Origin of the sequence: Crinalium epipsammum PCC 9333 (genome assembly GCF_000317495.1) — a bacterium.
Classification (GTDB): Bacteria; Cyanobacteriota; Cyanobacteriia; order Cyanobacteriales; family PCC-9333; genus Crinalium; species Crinalium epipsammum.
Window position 1 is genome coordinate 1 of the sequence record NC_019733.1, and the last position, 16593, is coordinate 16593.

14 protein-coding genes are annotated in these 16593 nt (G+C 39.6%); 10 read left to right on the plus strand and 4 right to left on the minus strand.

Annotated elements, in window-relative coordinates; all coding sequences use genetic code 11:
* Positions 1-68 precede the first annotated feature (68 nt).
* From CRI9333_RS23080 to CRI9333_RS23110, 7 genes are all read left to right on the plus strand, one after another.
* Positions 69-272: a ribbon-helix-helix domain-containing protein gene (locus CRI9333_RS23080; RefSeq protein WP_015179914.1), complete on the plus strand. Its 204-nt coding sequence runs from the start codon at positions 69-71 to the stop codon at positions 270-272.
* A gap of 290 nt (positions 273-562) precedes the next feature.
* On the plus strand, positions 563-1279 hold the full coding sequence (locus CRI9333_RS23085; protein WP_015179915.1) for a hypothetical protein: 717 nt from the start codon (positions 563-565) through the stop codon (positions 1277-1279).
* A gap of 228 nt (positions 1280-1507) precedes the next feature.
* Complete coding sequence (locus CRI9333_RS23090) at positions 1508-1795, plus strand: hypothetical protein (protein WP_015179916.1); 288 nt, start codon at positions 1508-1510, stop codon at positions 1793-1795.
* Positions 1792-5541 (plus strand): bifunctional DNA primase/polymerase, encoded by a 3750-nt coding sequence (locus CRI9333_RS23095; RefSeq protein ID WP_015179917.1) that lies wholly within the window; start codon positions 1792-1794, stop codon positions 5539-5541. The genes CRI9333_RS23090 and CRI9333_RS23095 overlap by 4 nt, the downstream gene beginning before the upstream one ends.
* 148 nt (positions 5542-5689) lie before the next feature.
* Positions 5690-6229: a hypothetical protein gene (locus CRI9333_RS25270; protein WP_015179918.1), complete on the plus strand. Its 540-nt coding sequence runs from the start codon at positions 5690-5692 to the stop codon at positions 6227-6229.
* A gap of 349 nt (positions 6230-6578) precedes the next feature.
* A complete protein-coding gene (locus CRI9333_RS23105; protein ID WP_015179919.1) occupies positions 6579-7988 on the plus strand; it encodes an AIPR family protein in 1410 nt (469 codons plus the stop codon).
* A gap of 158 nt (positions 7989-8146) precedes the next feature.
* Entirely contained in the window at positions 8147-8449 is a 303-nt protein-coding gene (locus CRI9333_RS23110; protein ID WP_015179920.1) for a hypothetical protein, read from the plus strand.
* 241 nt (positions 8450-8690) lie between these two features.
* Here the strand turns inward: CRI9333_RS23110 and CRI9333_RS23115 are convergent, their stop codons facing one another.
* Positions 8691-9599: a tail fiber domain-containing protein gene (locus CRI9333_RS23115; protein WP_198013713.1), complete on the minus strand. Its 909-nt coding sequence runs from the start codon at positions 9597-9599 to the stop codon at positions 8691-8693.
* 258 nt (positions 9600-9857) lie between these two features.
* Here CRI9333_RS23115 and CRI9333_RS27060 point away from each other — a divergent pair, with 258 nt between their 5' ends.
* Positions 9858-10025, plus strand: a complete 168-nt coding sequence (locus CRI9333_RS27060) for a hypothetical protein (protein WP_015179922.1) — start codon at positions 9858-9860, stop codon at positions 10023-10025.
* A gap of 187 nt (positions 10026-10212) precedes the next feature.
* On the opposite strand, the gene CRI9333_RS23120 is transcribed toward CRI9333_RS27060, so the two are convergent.
* The 3 genes from CRI9333_RS23120 to CRI9333_RS28185 form a co-directional block, all read right to left on the minus strand.
* Positions 10213-11004, minus strand: coding sequence for a class I SAM-dependent methyltransferase (locus CRI9333_RS23120; RefSeq protein WP_015179923.1), 792 nt, complete (start codon positions 11002-11004; stop codon positions 10213-10215).
* A gap of 269 nt (positions 11005-11273) precedes the next feature.
* A complete protein-coding gene (locus CRI9333_RS23125) occupies positions 11274-11720 on the minus strand; it encodes a hypothetical protein (RefSeq protein WP_015179924.1) in 447 nt (148 codons plus the stop codon).
* 193 nt (positions 11721-11913) lie between these two features.
* Positions 11914-12036, minus strand: a complete 123-nt coding sequence (locus tag CRI9333_RS28185; protein WP_269667535.1) for a hypothetical protein — start codon at positions 12034-12036, stop codon at positions 11914-11916.
* Positions 12037-13315: 1279 nt separating this feature from the next.
* On the opposite strand from CRI9333_RS28185, the gene CRI9333_RS23135 reads away from it, so the two are divergent.
* Complete coding sequence (locus CRI9333_RS23135; RefSeq protein WP_015179925.1) at positions 13316-13648, plus strand: hypothetical protein; 333 nt, start codon at positions 13316-13318, stop codon at positions 13646-13648.
* Positions 13645-15750, plus strand: a complete 2106-nt coding sequence (locus CRI9333_RS25275) for a relaxase/mobilization nuclease domain-containing protein (protein WP_015179926.1) — start codon at positions 13645-13647, stop codon at positions 15748-15750. Before CRI9333_RS23135 ends, CRI9333_RS25275 begins: the two co-directional genes overlap by 4 nt.
* Positions 15751-16593: the final 843 nt, after the last annotated feature.

Genomic DNA, 16593 nt, shown 5'->3' on the forward strand with positions numbered 1-16593 from the left:
TTTGCTTGCTACGGTAGCCTACCATGTAAGGCTATAGCTAGTAGTTTAGCGCATTAGACAGAGGTAGAATGCTTTCTGTATCAAAAATGCAAAAAGACGTGGGTGGCAAACGAAAACTTGAGCAGATTAGTGCTTACATCACACCTGAGTTAAAAACTAAACTTGAGCAATGGGCTGAGGATGAAGCACGATCTCTCAGTAGTTTGGTTGTTTATTTGTTGCAAAAAGCCGTTAAGGAAAAGGATAAACAACAGAGCGATCACACCACATGATCCAACAACAATAGAACGCTCACACCTGAACAGATTTATATTGGGATTAATTAAAATTTTTTAAAAATGAAAAACTAATAATTTTTAACATTTCTATGCCTTTTGGTACAGGCAAACCACCTTTTATCCACTAAACGACTAGCTTACTTTCCTTTCACAGGCATCACCCAATTTAGAAAGAATCTCGTTGTCTAGCTAAACACTAAAATAATAGCTAAGTAGTGCGTAAATACGCTTCTTTTACGTAGCTAAAAGCAGGGCGAATGGGGCAGTAATAGGGGGAATTGCAAATGCAAACTACAGAGCAAAAGGATATTACATTACCTCCTCACAACTGGGATGCCTTGAAGGAACTAGAGTGGGAAAAAGACTGTTTATTTCGTGGCTCTGCTACATTTTGGATTGCTATGTTCGCAACGGGCGTGTTTGTTTCCATAGCATGGGTAGTAATGGGATTGGTTTACAAACCTTTGGTTCGAGTCACCAAACTTGCACGAATTATCAAGGTAATGCGCCCACTACTAGAGGAGTTTGAAGGACAAGGGATACAAATATTTCCCTGTTTGGAAGTAGCCGGACACGAACCGCTAGATTTTTATATCCGATTTCCTGAAGCTCACCTACTCATTTCTATGCGCTCGATGGGAAAATCTGAGATAGTCTACAAAGAAACAAAGGAGACTTTATTCGTGAGGCGGAAAGGCAAGGGGATAAAGAAGTGGCATCCCGATCCTCTGGTCGAACTGAGTGAATACCAAGCTTCGCTAATTAAAAACAGGCAGCAGTTTGGGATGGCTTCACGGGAGGTGCGTAAACCTTTAGCCAAAGTTTTAGTAATATCGGGAGAAACTACGATTGATGAGCATGAAGAGCATTTATATGCGACACTTAGCGGAGAACGTTTTCTGGCTCTCAACAGAAAAGGTACTGCTTTTGTAATAAAAGAGAATCAGTTAATTAATTTTATGAAAGCTTACATAGTCGCTTATCAGACTCAAAAAGTCTAGAATATCTGTGAACCCCTAGTGTCGTGATACGACGCAATGGTTCATTACAAACCAGGAATTGGGCGCTACAAATGCTTCCCCAAGCTTTTTTACCATTCCTGTCTCAATTGTAAACTATCGTTGCTCCTGTAGCAACGTTTATGAAGCAGCACAAATACTTATTTGTCTGAACAATTGAGATTTCAATGGTAGCGTCCAACTCCCCCTAAATAAAATAGGAGACAGGAGTTGAAACAGCTACGAAAGGTAGCAACCCAGCCTGCTAAATGGGTTTCCCAGGCTCATACCTTAAGCTCGCAGCAGCAAACGACTGAAATTTGCGCCACGCTTAAGTTTGAAGCCAAACGTCAATTAGGCGATCGCGTTCCAGTATCGCCCAAAGATTTTGAAAAATTAAATATAATCCTTTTAGATTATCGCCTAAAAGAATCGCTGTTACAGCTTGATTCGCAATGGTTTTGGGGCAATTTGAGTGTTAATTTCATCAAATTTATCCAGTCTGGGGGTGCAGCATGAATCCTCAAGACTGGAAGCTATGGCAGCGAGTACCGAATTCACAAGAGATCGCAGATGCTCTTAAAAATATTCCTGCACACTGGAATTTAACGCCATTACATGACAAAGCAGCATTTAGGGAGAATTGGCAGACTGAGCCATTCATCAACCACAACCATTTTACAACGTGGCTGCTAGATGGTGAGGAGAAGGTTAGCAGCAAGGGTAAAACCTACCGAGCATATATATCAGGTTACGGGCTTAGAACTGGTGACAGTTCCAATGGTTTAATTGCCATTGACGTTGATGGCGCATCTGCTGAACCTGTCTTAGAAGCTTTATTAGGCAATGGCGACTTACCTAAAACTGTTAGCTGGACTTCTGGTAAACCAGGACGCAGACAATTATTATTTCAAGTACCTGATGAATACAGGGGACAGTTAGTAGACTTTAATCGCTCGGTTATCACCGAGCATAAAGGTGTCAAAACTGCTGACGGTGAAATTCTAGAACTGCGTTACAACAAATGTCAATCTGTTTTACCACCGTCGCGGCATCCCCAAACTGGTGCTTATCACTGGATTAACTCACCATCTGTCTGTGAAGTAGCGATCGCACCAAATTGGCTGTGTGAACTGCTAATCGGTCTAGCAAATCTTGAGAAGCAAGCAGAACTGGCAAGGGCTAGAGAAGCTCTTGCAGCAAGGGCAAGAGCAGATGTCAGACGGCAACAGCGACAACAATCCTTATTCGTTGGCACTCCACCTCTAGAAATCTTCCTCACTCGTAATGACCAGGACTTGATTAACAGTGGCGCGGGTCAAGGCAACCGCGACGACTATGGGTTTAAATTAGCTGCTAACATTATTGCCACTTGCGATCGCTTACAGGTGCTTGGTATTCCATTTGAGGGGGATGGAGAGCGATTATTTGAGGAATATGGAAATAGATGCTCCCCACCTCTTACGAAGCGTGACATTAATCGCATTTGGAAATCTGCTAGTAAAAAATCCAAGCCATCGCTGAACGATGAACAATTAGAGAAGCGATACAGTTATTGGCAGTACGAGCAGAAAAAAGATTTCTATAAACCTAACAATTTCAATCAATCTGGTGACAATTTCTGTGTAAGCTCCGAGAAACAAAGTTACTACTGTTTTCACTGCAAAGCTAGTGGTAATGCTGTTAGGTTTCTAGTAGAGTTTGAGAAAAAATCCTTTACTGATACCGTTCTAGGATTAGCTGAGAAACATCAAATACCTGTTGAATGGGATACAAAAAATTCCAACCACTTAACATCATCAACAATTGAATCAGTCAAGGCTAAAACTGATATTTATGAAATAATATCAGAGCGTATTCCGCTACAAAAATCCGGCAATGTTTTCACAGGAGTTTGCCCATTTCATAAGTCAGACGCTACGCCATTTGAATCAATATCCGATTTATTTAAAAATCTCAAACATCGACTAGACAACAGCTTAAAAGGTTTTGGAAAACAGCGTATCAAGCCAAAACCAAAACCAAAACCTCAAGAAGTAAAAATTAATCTTCCTACACCTGAGAATTATCAAAAGCTAGGGCATCCACATATTATTTATGATGGTGCTATCTTAAATACTTGGCAGACAGCTAAGGAATTAGGATACAGATATATTCTCGATAAATCATCGACAGGAGTTGGTAAATCTCATGCTTCTGGTGATGCTATTCCAGCCGCTTTTGGTGTAGAGAAAATATTTAACTTAGCAGCAGATCATCGTAATCCAACTACTTTACCAGTAGAAGTTAATTATAAAGATTTACCACCTCGTCATAATGGCTTTAAAAAAGATGAAACAAGGTTAACACCGCTCTTGCTGCCATTTCTGGTTCACCCCAAAAAAGACGAAAAACCAGACACGCCTGGTAACTGTTTCCGCACTCCTCTATTCCATAATCTCGCAAGTAAAAACCTAAGTGGCATAGAACAATCGAATGAGTCACCTGTTTGCGCTACCTGCCATCTAGCAGGGGGTTGTCAGAGTGGCAAGGGTGAGGGCTATGGTTTCCGGTTTGAGCGTCGCCAAGCTTTCGAGAGCGATCGCCTACGCGCACATCCTGATTCAATGCCAAGTATTGATGAGGGTGAATATCCGAAATGGATGGGCATCTGGGATGAAGCTGGTAGGCTCATTAAAACAACAAAACAGCTAGAGGTAAAATTAGCAGACTTCGATCAAACTTGGGCAGAACTAGAAGCCAAGTTACCACAACATCATCAAGCCTTGACAGGGCTACGGCAATCGCTTAGGCAGTTCCTAACAAAAGAATTAAAACAACCTTATTACGGTTGGAGTGATGCAGAAATTAGGGAGAAATTACCACAAGCGCCTGATGATGTATCACTTCTAGCTGACGATATTGATTATGCGCTACATCCTGATTTAATTAAACTTTTGAAAGAGCCTGATAATGTTGACTTCAGAGGGAATGCAGGTAAGGGCGTATCAAAGGCTACACGCTCACTTATTCGCTCTACCTTAAGAGCAGAAGCTTACACAGAATCGACTAAAAACCTCGATTCAGTTCTGCTAAATTGGTTGCCTCAATTCCTACGGATATGGGGTGGCGAAAAGGGTGCATTTAGATGTCAATGGAACACATTAACAGTTGCCAGCCGTGACGAGAAACACGCCGATATTGTTAAAGCATTTAACTTTAATGTATTTCTTGATGCCACTGTTGACCCAGATATTTTAGCTCTCCGTCTTGGCATCCCACGCCATGAATTACTGGTAATTGAAAAGTCAAAACCAAGTTACCAAAACCTGCGGATAATTCAGGTTAATGGATTCGGTCAACTTGGTAAAAAACGCTCAGACTCTCTCAATCAACAGGTTCAATTATTCCAAGCTTGGTTAAGGCAAAAGCATTCAGATATTGATTTTATAGACTGGTTAGCATTTAGTGACTTTGCCCACTTTAGGGAGGGTCGAGGGTCAAACCAATTTATCAATCATTCCGCACTAGCAAGTTTCGGCACTCCCTACCAAAATATCGGTAGCTTACAGATGGAATATCAGACGCTCACGGGTAAGTCTCCAGATGGGGAGGAGTTTCAGGCATTCGTGGATGCCCACGTGCAGGAGGAGATTGTTCAGGAAGTTGGGAGGATGCGATCGCATCTTGACCTAATGCAGCAGAAAACTTTCTACTTTGTCGCTGACTATGACATCCGCTTTTTGGCTTTGGAATTACCAGGGGTAACGATTGAATCAGTCGATGTGGTTAAGCTCTGCCCTGAAGCTGCTGGTGGAGCCAACCAAACTAAGTGGGCAATCCTTCAGGCATATAAACAGCTATCAGAGTCTGCATCCAAAATTACCACTACTACTGTTGGTGCTGTTGCTGGTGTTACCCAAGGGTGCGTTAGCAAAATTGCTCAGGATTTCGGTGGTTGGAAGGAGCTAGAAAAATTATTACGACTGCTATTAAGTAAGTTATATAGCGTTGGTAATAATTCTGATGAGCCAGATTTTGACATTAAATACATGGCTGATAAGTACTTACCACTAGCTCTCGATGAACCAGAGGTTGATGCACTAGCAGAAGTCAAAATAGTAGCGGAATCCTTTGGTTGGCAAGGCTTTGAGAAGATTATTGAGTTAATGCCCCTCAAATATAAAGCCAAGCTACTAGCCGTTATCCTCAACCTATTACCCTCTGATGTGGGGGATGAGTTGAAGGGCGCTATCGCCGATCTGCAAATAGAGGGGACGGGATGAAGAAAGTGGACGCAGCGATCACCCACAAACATTGCACATCTCAAGTAGAGCAGTTAAGTTTATTCGCTTGACTAAAACAATCCTGTTGAAGCTTGTCAAAAACTAAATATTTCAGCATTCGCACTTTACACGCATTGGAGGTTTTAAAGTGGCACGAAATCGTATTACCAAAAAACTTAATATTGTAGATTTATCCACTGCACCAAACGAACTACCCCAAGTTGGGGGAGTACAGAAGACTCTGGAGCGGGAATTAAATGGGCTAGAACCAAGTAAGGAAAAAAGTTCTAGCCCATTAAATCAGGGTGAGGAATTAAATGGGCTAGAACCAAGTAAGGAAAAAAGTTCTAGCCCATTAAATCAGGGAGAGGAAAACCAATTCCGTAAACGCAGAGGTGCAAGAGGAAAACAGATTGCTTCCGGTCGTCTATACCCATATACCAAAAACAAAAAGCTAAAAAATGGAATTACTGCAACTTACCCCAAGGTAGAGGGAAAACGCAATCCAGAGAATATCGACCATTGGTACTGGGGGTATAGTTACAAAGAATTTGTTGACGGTGATTGGAAAAGGCGGACATTACCCGTGCCAAAATTCCGGGTTCGCACAGTGCGAGAAATGATTGATGCTGGTATGTCGGTTGATGCAATTAAAGCATTAATTAAAGGGGAATTTGCAAATAGTTAATAATTCCGAGTTCAATTTTTAAGAATAACGGGCGCGATCGCAGACATTAAAATTTTACGGAAGAGCATTGATAGAAGTGGCTATAGCGTTTCCCAGTCAGATGAGGTACAGCAATCAATTTTATGGGTAGGGGCGAAGCATTTGCACATAAAAACCTTAATATTACCGATAGCTTAAAGTGCAAATGCTTTGCCCATCGAGGTGTACCTCACTAGATTAGGAAACGCTATATTCTGAACATCCATGATGAGTATCGGATTGAAATAGGTATCGGACGGCAGTTTCGCTTGTGACATATCGCTGACAGGATTAATATAGAACGTGCCGATCGCATCTAGATTAAAAGTTAATGAGCGAGCAAAGGATCTTTATTCCAGTTGATTTTGTTTCCTCCTACGACAGTACCTTTGACCAAAAGGGTGCTAAAACTTACTTTGCCGTTGTTTCAGTTGCTCAAATACCAACTAACTTACCCTTAACGCCCAACCTGCGGAGAGCTAACAAGAAAACTGAAGTATTTCAACAAATCCTCAATACACTCCGTACTGCACCAGAGCGGTTTTTTGAACGCAACAATGGCATTAAGCTTGCAGCTTCTAATATCGAAATTGAGCAAACCAAAAAAGGAAACGGTATTTGGATAGATTTTGGGGACTCCATCGCCACCGGAGGAGTACTTAATGGCGGTCACACCCTAGCAGCGATTGAGTCAGCACGTATTGAAGGCGTTCCCCTAGATAAGGCTAGAGTCAAAGTAGAAATTCTGTGCGGCTTAGATGATAAAGAAGTAAGCACAACTTCTGTTGCTGTCAATACAGCGACTCCTGTAGACACTCGCTCCAAGTTGAACGCATTGGGAGTATTTGAGCCAATTAAAACTTATCTAGATACCCAAACTGAATCATTACAACCGCCTTTACGCATCGCCTACTACCAGAACCAAGAAGGTATCGGTCGCTATCCTCATTGTTCTGTCGTACATATCTACGATTTACTAACCCACATTGACCGGATACGCCACGACTTTACCAAACCAGGTAAAACTTCCCATCCCAAAGGGTCAACTTCTCAATCGGCGCTAAAATCAGCCAGTTTTCAACAAAGAATTTTTAATCTGCTGCCATTATTAACAGATGTATTGGCGATCGAGAAAAATTTATTACAGTTGGTTCATAAGCATTTAGACAATCCGTCTGTCAGGGGCTTGAGTAATTTAGCAGGTGTTAAACCCAAAGGGATTGTTGCTTTAATGGACGGCAGCTATTTTGGCTTTACCGTACCCATTTCGTTTTCCCTACCTGTAGTAGCAGCTTACCGAGTGTTTATCGATCCCGAACCACCCTGCACTAGCTGGCTAATTCCATTTGATAAATTTAGCGATGTTTTATTGCCGGAGTTGTGGGTGTGGTACAGAGACCAACTGAAGAAGGAAAAAGCTAAGGGCAATGAATCTTTCACTTCTATAATTCGCCATCCAGCTATCTGGTCTGACCTGTGTTTGATCGCCCAAGATGTACAACGTCAACTATTAAAAGAACATCAACAAAAACCGCCTTTTCGTCCTACTCACACACTAATAAATCATAAGGAAGAATCAACAACGTTGGTAACTGTTGTGCCTGCATCAGATTCTGATTGGAGTACAGTATACACGGCATCTGATTGGGAAGTATCAAAATCTAGTATTGAATATCATCCCAAGCTAGGGCTGATTAGTCAGGGAGTGCAATTAGTCAATACTGAGTTAATACCGTTATAAAGAAGTTGTTACCACACAGGCATGGTAATAAGCTTGGGTTTGAAAGCTGAACATTGATACTGTTCAGAGTTTCTACAAACTTACGCATTGATTCATTAAATGTTGATTATGCGTAAGTGATAAATTATTGGCAATGAGCAAGTTTTAGAGGGATATTAATGACCGAAAGCACAACACAACCACCCAGTTCCGATTTTACTCCCCAAGAATATATAGAACCAGAACCAGTTACAGCTTATTGTAATTGGGTGTTAGGGAAACCATTTAAAGATAGTATTGCAAAGCTGGACAAGGCTGGTATAGTTGCATACGTTGATCAGATTACCAATTCGTTAACACCAGAAAAGGAAGAAGCTTTAAGGTTTTGGGCTGGATATAAAGCTGGAGTATTAGGCACAGAAAAATTAGCAGACGATGAAATCGTCTGCTATAGGGTACGATGCAGCACTAGGCATAGTTAAACCTCCATTACCTAAGCGGAAACCCACAAATGTAAGTGCATAACTAAAAGTAAGAGATGCCAAAAGACTTCAACATTTATATAAATTTTATTGTCTACACAAATTAATGAATGTTCAGAGAGAAAATGGTAAAACAATTACCCAAAAACCATGTATATGATGTCTAACGCATAACATACAATTATTAAGATGGTTACTAGATAATCCCAAATTAATTATAAATTCGGAAGAAGACTATTTTTTACGGATTTTCCATTCCTGATCTCTGTCTTTCCAAATTTTGTACTATTTCTTTCAGTGCGGTAATTTCACTTTGCTGTTGTTTGGTAAGCTTTACCAAATTATGCAATGTTTTTTGGTTATCTTGCATAATTTTAGTAAGAACGGCGACAAGATCGACAACTTTAATAGCTTGCTTGTCATTAGAAGTTAATAAGTCGGGTGTATCTTCTGCAATAAAACCAGCAAAGGGTGTTTTTGACTCATCTTCTGTGTAGGTAAATTTAACGGGATTAAGCGACCTTAATATTTCTGTAACATCCTGGCTAGACAAATCATTAATCTCCTCTTTCAATACCCTTGATGAAACTTGGTAAAAGCCGTTACTAACAGCTTTAACACTAGCTACTGTTTGAGAATTAATTGTCTCGGTAGCAACGACTTTAGAATAGATGCTCGTCTCTACATTAAGATTTTTTGCATTAAAGTTCTCTTCGGAATTACCATTAAGTGCAGCCTTATTAGCTAAAATAGCTTTAACATCAGTAATCTCTTGATTGAAGTAGGCTTTTAATTCCGTACTCAGAGCATTAATTTCTGACTTGACTTCTGTACTATCCGCCTTATTAGCTAAAGTAGTTTTAATATCAGTAACCTCTTGATTGAAGTAGGCTTTTAATTCTGTACTCAGAGCATTAATTTCTGACTTGACTTCTGTAGTATCCGCCTTATTAACTAAAGTAGCTTTAATATCAGTAATTGCTCCGTCTACATAGTTTTTTACAGCTTTTTCTGTTGGTACAGATTGTTCGTCATTGGTGAGATTGTTATTATTAGAAAACTTGTTAACTGTTAAATCTTTTAACTTGAGAGAATCTCCTTCTAATTGTGTTGTCTTCGCTGTACTAGACTTACTAAAAAATTGAGTCACAATCCGAATTGCTCTGTCAAACATATGATTTTTTAATACCCACTAATGAAATCTGAATTGATTTTAAGCTACAAACGCTCACAAACCAAACAAAAATTCACCCGTAATTTAGACAAAAATCAACTGGCGGGGTGACAAAGTTAGGTAGGACAAAGAAGTATTCAGAGTTGAAGTTGGCGAACCTGTGGGGGCTGTAGACCGCGTATAGAGCAAGTTACCTGTAGAACCTGTAGAGGATGAGAGGAGAGAAGGATTTATATGCCAAAAGCTATACCTCACAATAGTTTCAGCGATTGGTTGTACTTGGTTACACGAACCCTATATCTGCCCCTACTCAAACGCCAGCCTGCACTCGGTTTTCAAGCAGTTGCAAAGAAAGCTCAACATATTCCCAATGCTCGAAAGTGGCGATCGCCACGCCATTGATAAAATTAATTCGGTTCGCTATGAACGGAGAAACGTTTCTCCTAACCCCTCAGATTCCAACCAAGTCAGAGTAGGGAGGAGACGATATGCGGGAACGAGAAACAGATCAACCAGTGGATGATGAGTGAAATTTTAAGCAGCCAGAACTCCGCTATCGCTTGCTGTATGGTGACTTCAAAATTGCTACTCACTCACCAATTTTCGTGGCTTCAATTTCTAACCACGATTCTTGTTTATGAATCAAACCCTGATTGTTTGGAGGGTTAATTTTAAGATAAGTTTCTACTAAATCACTAATAAAATCTTCGTACAAATTCTCAGGGATTCTACTGCTTAAAGAAACCCACTCAGTGCGAATAGCTCTAGTTAAACTTTCTTTTCCTTCGTAAGTTTCATTTTGTTCATATAGCTCAATTCGTTCAGGTTTGAATCCACTTTTTTTTAATAACTCAGAATATTCTCCAGCTTCATAAAAACTATAACCAACTTGATCTGCTAATTGTTTATTCCATTTTTGGCTAGTTAGCAAATTGCTAATAACACTTGATATAGCATTATGTTTCCCTTTACCCAGAAAATTTAATAGTACCTTGCCAGAGTTTTTCAGACTTTGATGAATTTTTAGCAAAACGGGAGTATGGTTAACAATTATGCTTAAACAGGCAAATGAAACAATTACGTCAAACTCGTTAGCGTAATCTAAACTTTTGGTATCTGCATATTGAAAAGATAAGTTAGAGTAACGAGTTTCAGGAAACTTATTTTTAGCAAATTCAATCATCTGCTCAGAATTATCTATTCCTATAACGGAACCGTTAGGGACATAATCAGCAAGTTCAGACGTAAGTTTTCCCTCGCCACAACCAATATCCAAAATTTTCTCATTTCCCTTGAGAGCCAGCATTTTTATTAATTCTCTAGCTCTTTTTTGATGAGGTAAATCGTACTCATAATAAGCTTCTATATAAGATTTATACATGATTCTTAACAAACTAAAAACATCATATAAATTTTATATACCAATAACCTACCAAAGTAAAATATTATTTTGGGATAGCTGAAACAACAGTTCCTACCAACAAGTTTTGACCACAGTTCTATAGGGCTACCGCCCTCAACTTTTAAAAAACCTGTTCAAACCCATCAGTAGAAACAGTTTTATCCGGTTGCAATTTAAAAAGTACCATCCTTGTTAAAAACTGTTAATTGCAGATTGTGGAGTGCTACTTTTAAGTTTTATACCAACTATCACATATCCCCAAAGAGACTCTCTGCCTCCTCGTAAGTACCTACCCCTTTAATTAGTGATTCTCTCTTAGGTTCAGGCACAGGTTCAGGTTCAGGCGCAGATAATGGTTGTGCTTGTGCAGAGTTTTGACCATTCATCATTACAATGTGTGGAGTCGGTTTTTCCAAAAAGAAAACCTGGCGAATGTAAATAATCTGCTGCTCTAAAGCATTGCAAGCTTCTAAAGCTACTTTCTTTAATTTCTCATCAGATAAATTATCTTTTTCTTGATATGCAAAGGGCAAAAACCACGTTCGCAAAACTTGCAAAATCAACTGGTTAGAAGAACGTGACCCCAAAGAATTTAAATGAGATAACACTGCGGCTTCAGGACTGTCAACTAATGGTTGTAGTCTCAATCTAAAATCAACAGACTTCTTACGAAGAGGCTTATCGTTATTATTCATTACACTGCTACCTTGCTCGTAAAGTAAAGAAACAAACCAAAAATATCATCAATTAACCGGAACGCTAACGCTTCCTATTGATGACGCTTGTTTTTAAACCTTCAAAAACTGTTTTCAAGAAGGATGTCATCTCAGCCCCCCAACAAATAGGAGTCATAGTCACCCAGGCTACTTTTGTAATTATGCTGCACAATCACCCAATAGAGAACGATATTTGCGGTGTCATTGTTACAAAATAAGTCTCCTTTTCACCCTCAACATCTGCTATAACTTTAGTAAGTGATGCGCCTGGATCAATTCCAACTGTTATTTTCACTTAATACTTTCCTCACCCTTCCCCATTTTTACCAATTCTCGCTCTCTACGCTTCAACCACTATCTTCCAAAAGTGATGCTTATTACGAGCGTAAAATCTGTAGGCACAAAACAGGCAAATTACAGGCAGATTACAGGCAGAAAACAGGCAAATTACAGGAAAGTTGAAAATGGCTACCCACTTTTTACCCCTAAATACTACAGAAAATGCCACTGTAAAAAAAATACTTTCCTGTAAATTGCCTGTAATTTGCCTGCTGATTGCCTGATCTGCCACACCCCAACAGCAGCAATCCCTCCACCAATTTTGTTCACCTAAAAAGCAAGGAATACCCAACGTCATTACAATATTCAATCAGAGAATATTTACCCCTTTTACCCCCTTTTCAGCCATTCTCACTCATTCTCAATAAGCAACAACACCCTCACCCAACAAAAAGACGAGCTACCAACTCCCGTCAAATACACTACTTTTTATGTGACAAGTATAAGACAAGGTAAGCGATCGCACTCCAAATTCACGGTATTTTTCTGGTAGAAGTTGTACAGACGCAAAAAGAAATATTTATATAGGTTCTATCTATTACAAATAAGGTAAAGGTACAAATAAAGGATGTAGCAACTAAATTATTTTTACTAAATTATGTTATAACTAATGATAATTAGACAATTTATAGCACTAATAAAATAGTGGTATAAGTCATATAACCTATATGTTGTATATAACTCAAGCCGTTTGGTTAGGCTGTTATAGTGAAATAGAGTTTTTAAAAAGTACTCACAACTGAGCGAAATAGGTTAGTAGCAAGCGTTTTAACTAATAACTATATAGGAACGATTCAAGCCATTAATTAATTAGGGAATAACAAAGCTGGACTATGCGTTCGCACAAGACACAGTACCAATTATTAGTTCACTACCCAACTGCTATATACCTTGCAAATGCAGCTTGTTCTCAGGGTTTGAGTAGTAAAGTTTACTGTTAATAAATGTTTTACACAAGCACCACTAACGCGGTGCTTAATAAAAAGTCCCGTGATTGTTGTATCTTTATTTACTGTTACACAGCACTTCTAACTGCTCTGTTACACTACACTTCTAACTGCTCTGTTACACTACATTTATAACTGCCCTGTTGCATAGCACTTGCTGACTAAACTGTTTTACGACAATAAGGTAAAGATAGCGATTTCGCAATACTAAAAACTATCTTAAGTTAGAGAGTGCGATCGCCACCCAATAGGTAAAATAATCTCTTAATTGCTGACTGTTTATTAGGCATGACTAAGGAAGCTCGCAACAAACTTATTCAAATACGGGTAAGTCCTACTGAAAACGCTTTAGCTGAGAAACTAGCATCAGACGAGCGAATAACACTTAGCGACTTGGTACGAAAGCGCATATTTAGAGAAACAGCAAAATTAGACATCCCGCGCTCAATACAATTTTTGAACAGAAGCAACAAGACATTAGCGCAAAGCGATCAGTACCTAGCAGAAAACTCTCAACAGTCAGAAAGCTACAACCTAATTCAACAATTACGAGAAGAATTAATGGAAGCTCACACCTTGATTGCTAGTGGTTGCCAAAGTGTGAGCATTAAGAGGATATGATTAGCAAAATCACTAAAGGGAGTAGTTTTAAAGGATTGCTCAATTACCTATTCTCAAAGCCTGGTGCAGAGTTGATTGGTAAGAATGTGGTAGGAGAAACAGCATTAGAAATAGCCAACGAACTAGAACAAAGCAGTCACTTAAGTTCTAAAGTGCAAAAACCTGTCGGTCACTTTTCCTTAAGTGTTCCCTCTACTGACCAATTAAATAAAGTAGATTGGCTTAGTATCGCATCAGATTACATGAATGAGATGGGCTATGACTGCAATCAATATGCAGTGGTTCGTCATACTGATAGAGATCATGACCACATTCACATTGCAGCTTGTAGAGTACGGTTAGATACAGGCAAGTGTACAGACCATGATTGGGACTATCGAAAAAGTGAAGCCGTAGTCAAAAAACTTGAGCAGGATTACAATTTAACACCTTCACCTAGTAGCCAAGATAAGGAAAGACGTTCACCCACTACCGGAGAGCGCAGACTGCTTGCTCGAACAGGCGAGGATAGTGTACGAGTCAAGCTACAAGATACTATTGACGATTTAACTGCCGAACATCCCACAATGCCGGAACTGATCGACCTCCTCAAAGACCAGGGCATTAATGTACAGGTCAAGGAAACTGTTAGTGGTTCAATGGGTATTTCTTACAAGCTTGATGGAGTTGCTTTTAGTGGCACTAACTTGGGTAGGGCATACACTTTCAATGGATTGCAGAAACATCGCGACGTAGAATATGACCCTGAACGTGATAATGATGCTATAGCAGCAGCTTCCAGTCGTCCACCAGTTAGAACCAGTCAAAACTCAAGCACAACTGGTTCGACTGATAGTGATGATGATAATAACGAGACTATTGGTGCGATCGCTCCAAGTAATACCAAGAAAGTTGAGCTACCAGGGCAGCTACCATCAGTCCCAGAATTAGAGCTTGAAGCTGGTAATGGTGATGAAGCTGCTAATAGTGATGATGATAAAGCTGCAACAGTTAGTAATGATGAAGCTTTATACGATGATGATGAGAAATTAAATTATCAAAATATTTCTGCGGTTTCAGATGATTTTGAGAAAGAATCTATTCAAAATCGCGTTAATGAAAGAATAGAACAAGTAAGAGAAAAACAAGCAGCAGAACAGGCGCGTGTAAGTGCCGAAACAGCAGAGTCTAGACGTGCGGACGAGCAACGGAACAATAATATTTACTCATTAAATCGCGATAATCCTATATTCAAGGAGTTGATACCAGATGAAGTGAAAGCTTTGTTTGAGGAAAGTATTGCACAAGAAAACATGGGCGCTACCGCACCCCATGAATTGCAATTAAATGATGCGATCGCACCCCAAAATGGCTCAAATCTTAACAGTCAAACTGACCAAACTATTTCAACTGACCCAACGGATCAAACTGAGCCGAACCTGAATGATGATGATGAATCAGTAGATTTAAGTATTAATCCCGTAGAAGAAAACTGGCTACCGTTGCGATCGCGTCTAATTGAAGAATACTGCTTGCCTGCTGAAATACTTGATGTGCTGCACGAAGATGGATGGCTCTATGCTAATGATGAAGGGATGGCTGTGTTCAGCGTGTGTACTTTCCAAGATATAGAAACGGGTCTTTGCATATTTAACCTTGAAACTGGCTTAAGTGAATGGCTGGATTTAAACCTTGATCCAGAAGTTGAACAGGAAGTAAACGGAGAACCTGCTTTCTTCTGGATACCCCCACAAGATACCAAAGTAGTTAATAACGTAATTCTTACCAGTGACCCAATCGAAACTATTTCTTCAGTGGCACTAGATCCTAGTTATGGTGAAAATAACACTATGTACATCGGTACTGAAAGTTTAGACCGACTCCCTATAGAATTTCTCAACAATCCTGAGAAGCTCGACGTTGTAGTAAGTTTTAAAGGCGATGAAGAGGGTAAGAAATTAGCGAATGAGGTAATAAACGTTTTACCAAACAGTAAGAAAGAGGAACTAGACGAAGCTGGTTGGAATGGGGAATTACAAGAGCGTTTGCAACAAGCAGAAGCAGAACAGATGCAGCTTGTACCCCAATACCAGTCACAGCAACAGTCACAAATGGAATTGTAGGTGCAAAACTTATGACGCGGCACTTGCTACCTGCAAAAATTTCTAGGGAATTAAAACCAGATTTTTAATCCTCTAGGAAAATCTGGGGTAGTTATCACCTTGCCGTAATACGCCTTGATTACCCTCTGTAATAATTCCTAGAGGATTAAATCGTGCAACCACATTTTAATCCTCTAGGAATTTCTGAGGTATATTCCTACGAGCGCAAATGTTTCAAATTTTACTGAAGAAAGAAATATACTGCACGCTTGCACTTAGATTTAGTCAGAGAACATTTGTTCAATATGCAAAAATACTCACAACTGGAAAAGGAGAAGATAGTTTGGACTGCGTGCGAAGCGCGAAGCTATCCGAAGGAATCGCACTATGCTGAATGCGCGGGTTCGCGCATTCAGCATAACTTTCTAAGCTGCAATTGATGATGCTAGACACTAAACTGTTAAAAGTGGATACAATTGTTTAACGTTAAAGTGGGTACAATTGTTAAAAGTTTGAAGTGGGTACAATTGTTTAAAGTTTAAAGTGGAAAAAGACGTTTTCGTTTGCTCTGCGATAGCAGACTTGCAGTTTCAACCGTTTCTAACATTAACTAACAATCTCTCACAAGAAGCCGTTAGGCTTTCCTTTCCAAAGCACTACTAACGTAGTGCCTTAAAAAAAGTACTGGACAAGTGTAAAGTTCTTTATTCACTGTTGCACTTCAACTGAGTACTGCACTGTTTTACTACTGTCTCTAACTGCATTGCACTTCCTGACTATTTTAACTGCACTGCTACGCTGTAATCTCTGACTGCACTGTTGCATCTTGATTTACTGCTGTACCTTGTACTGCACTTGTCCTAT

Coding starts and splice junctions, on each gene's coding strand:
- CRI9333_RS23085 (WP_015179915.1), top strand. CDS start 563: ATGCAAACTACAGAGCAAAAGGATATTACATTACCTCCTCACAACTGG.
- CRI9333_RS27060 (WP_015179922.1), top strand. CDS start 9,858: ATGCCAAAAGCTATACCTCACAATAGTTTCAGCGATTGGTTGTACTTG.
- CRI9333_RS23135 (WP_015179925.1), top strand. CDS start 13,316: ATGACTAAGGAAGCTCGCAACAAACTTATTCAAATACGGGTAAGTCCT.
- CRI9333_RS25275 (WP_015179926.1), top strand. CDS start 13,645: ATGATTAGCAAAATCACTAAAGGGAGTAGTTTTAAAGGATTGCTCAAT.
- CRI9333_RS23080 (WP_015179914.1), top strand. CDS start 69: ATGCTTTCTGTATCAAAAATGCAAAAAGACGTGGGTGGCAAACGAAAA.
- CRI9333_RS23110 (WP_015179920.1), top strand. CDS start 8,147: ATGACCGAAAGCACAACACAACCACCCAGTTCCGATTTTACTCCCCAA.
- CRI9333_RS23105 (WP_015179919.1), top strand. CDS start 6,579: ATGAGCGAGCAAAGGATCTTTATTCCAGTTGATTTTGTTTCCTCCTAC.
- CRI9333_RS23125 (WP_015179924.1), bottom strand. CDS start 11,720: ATGAATAATAACGATAAGCCTCTTCGTAAGAAGTCTGTTGATTTTAGA.
- CRI9333_RS23120 (WP_015179923.1), bottom strand. CDS start 11,004: ATGTATAAATCTTATATAGAAGCTTATTATGAGTACGATTTACCTCAT.
- CRI9333_RS23095 (WP_015179917.1), top strand. CDS start 1,792: ATGAATCCTCAAGACTGGAAGCTATGGCAGCGAGTACCGAATTCACAA.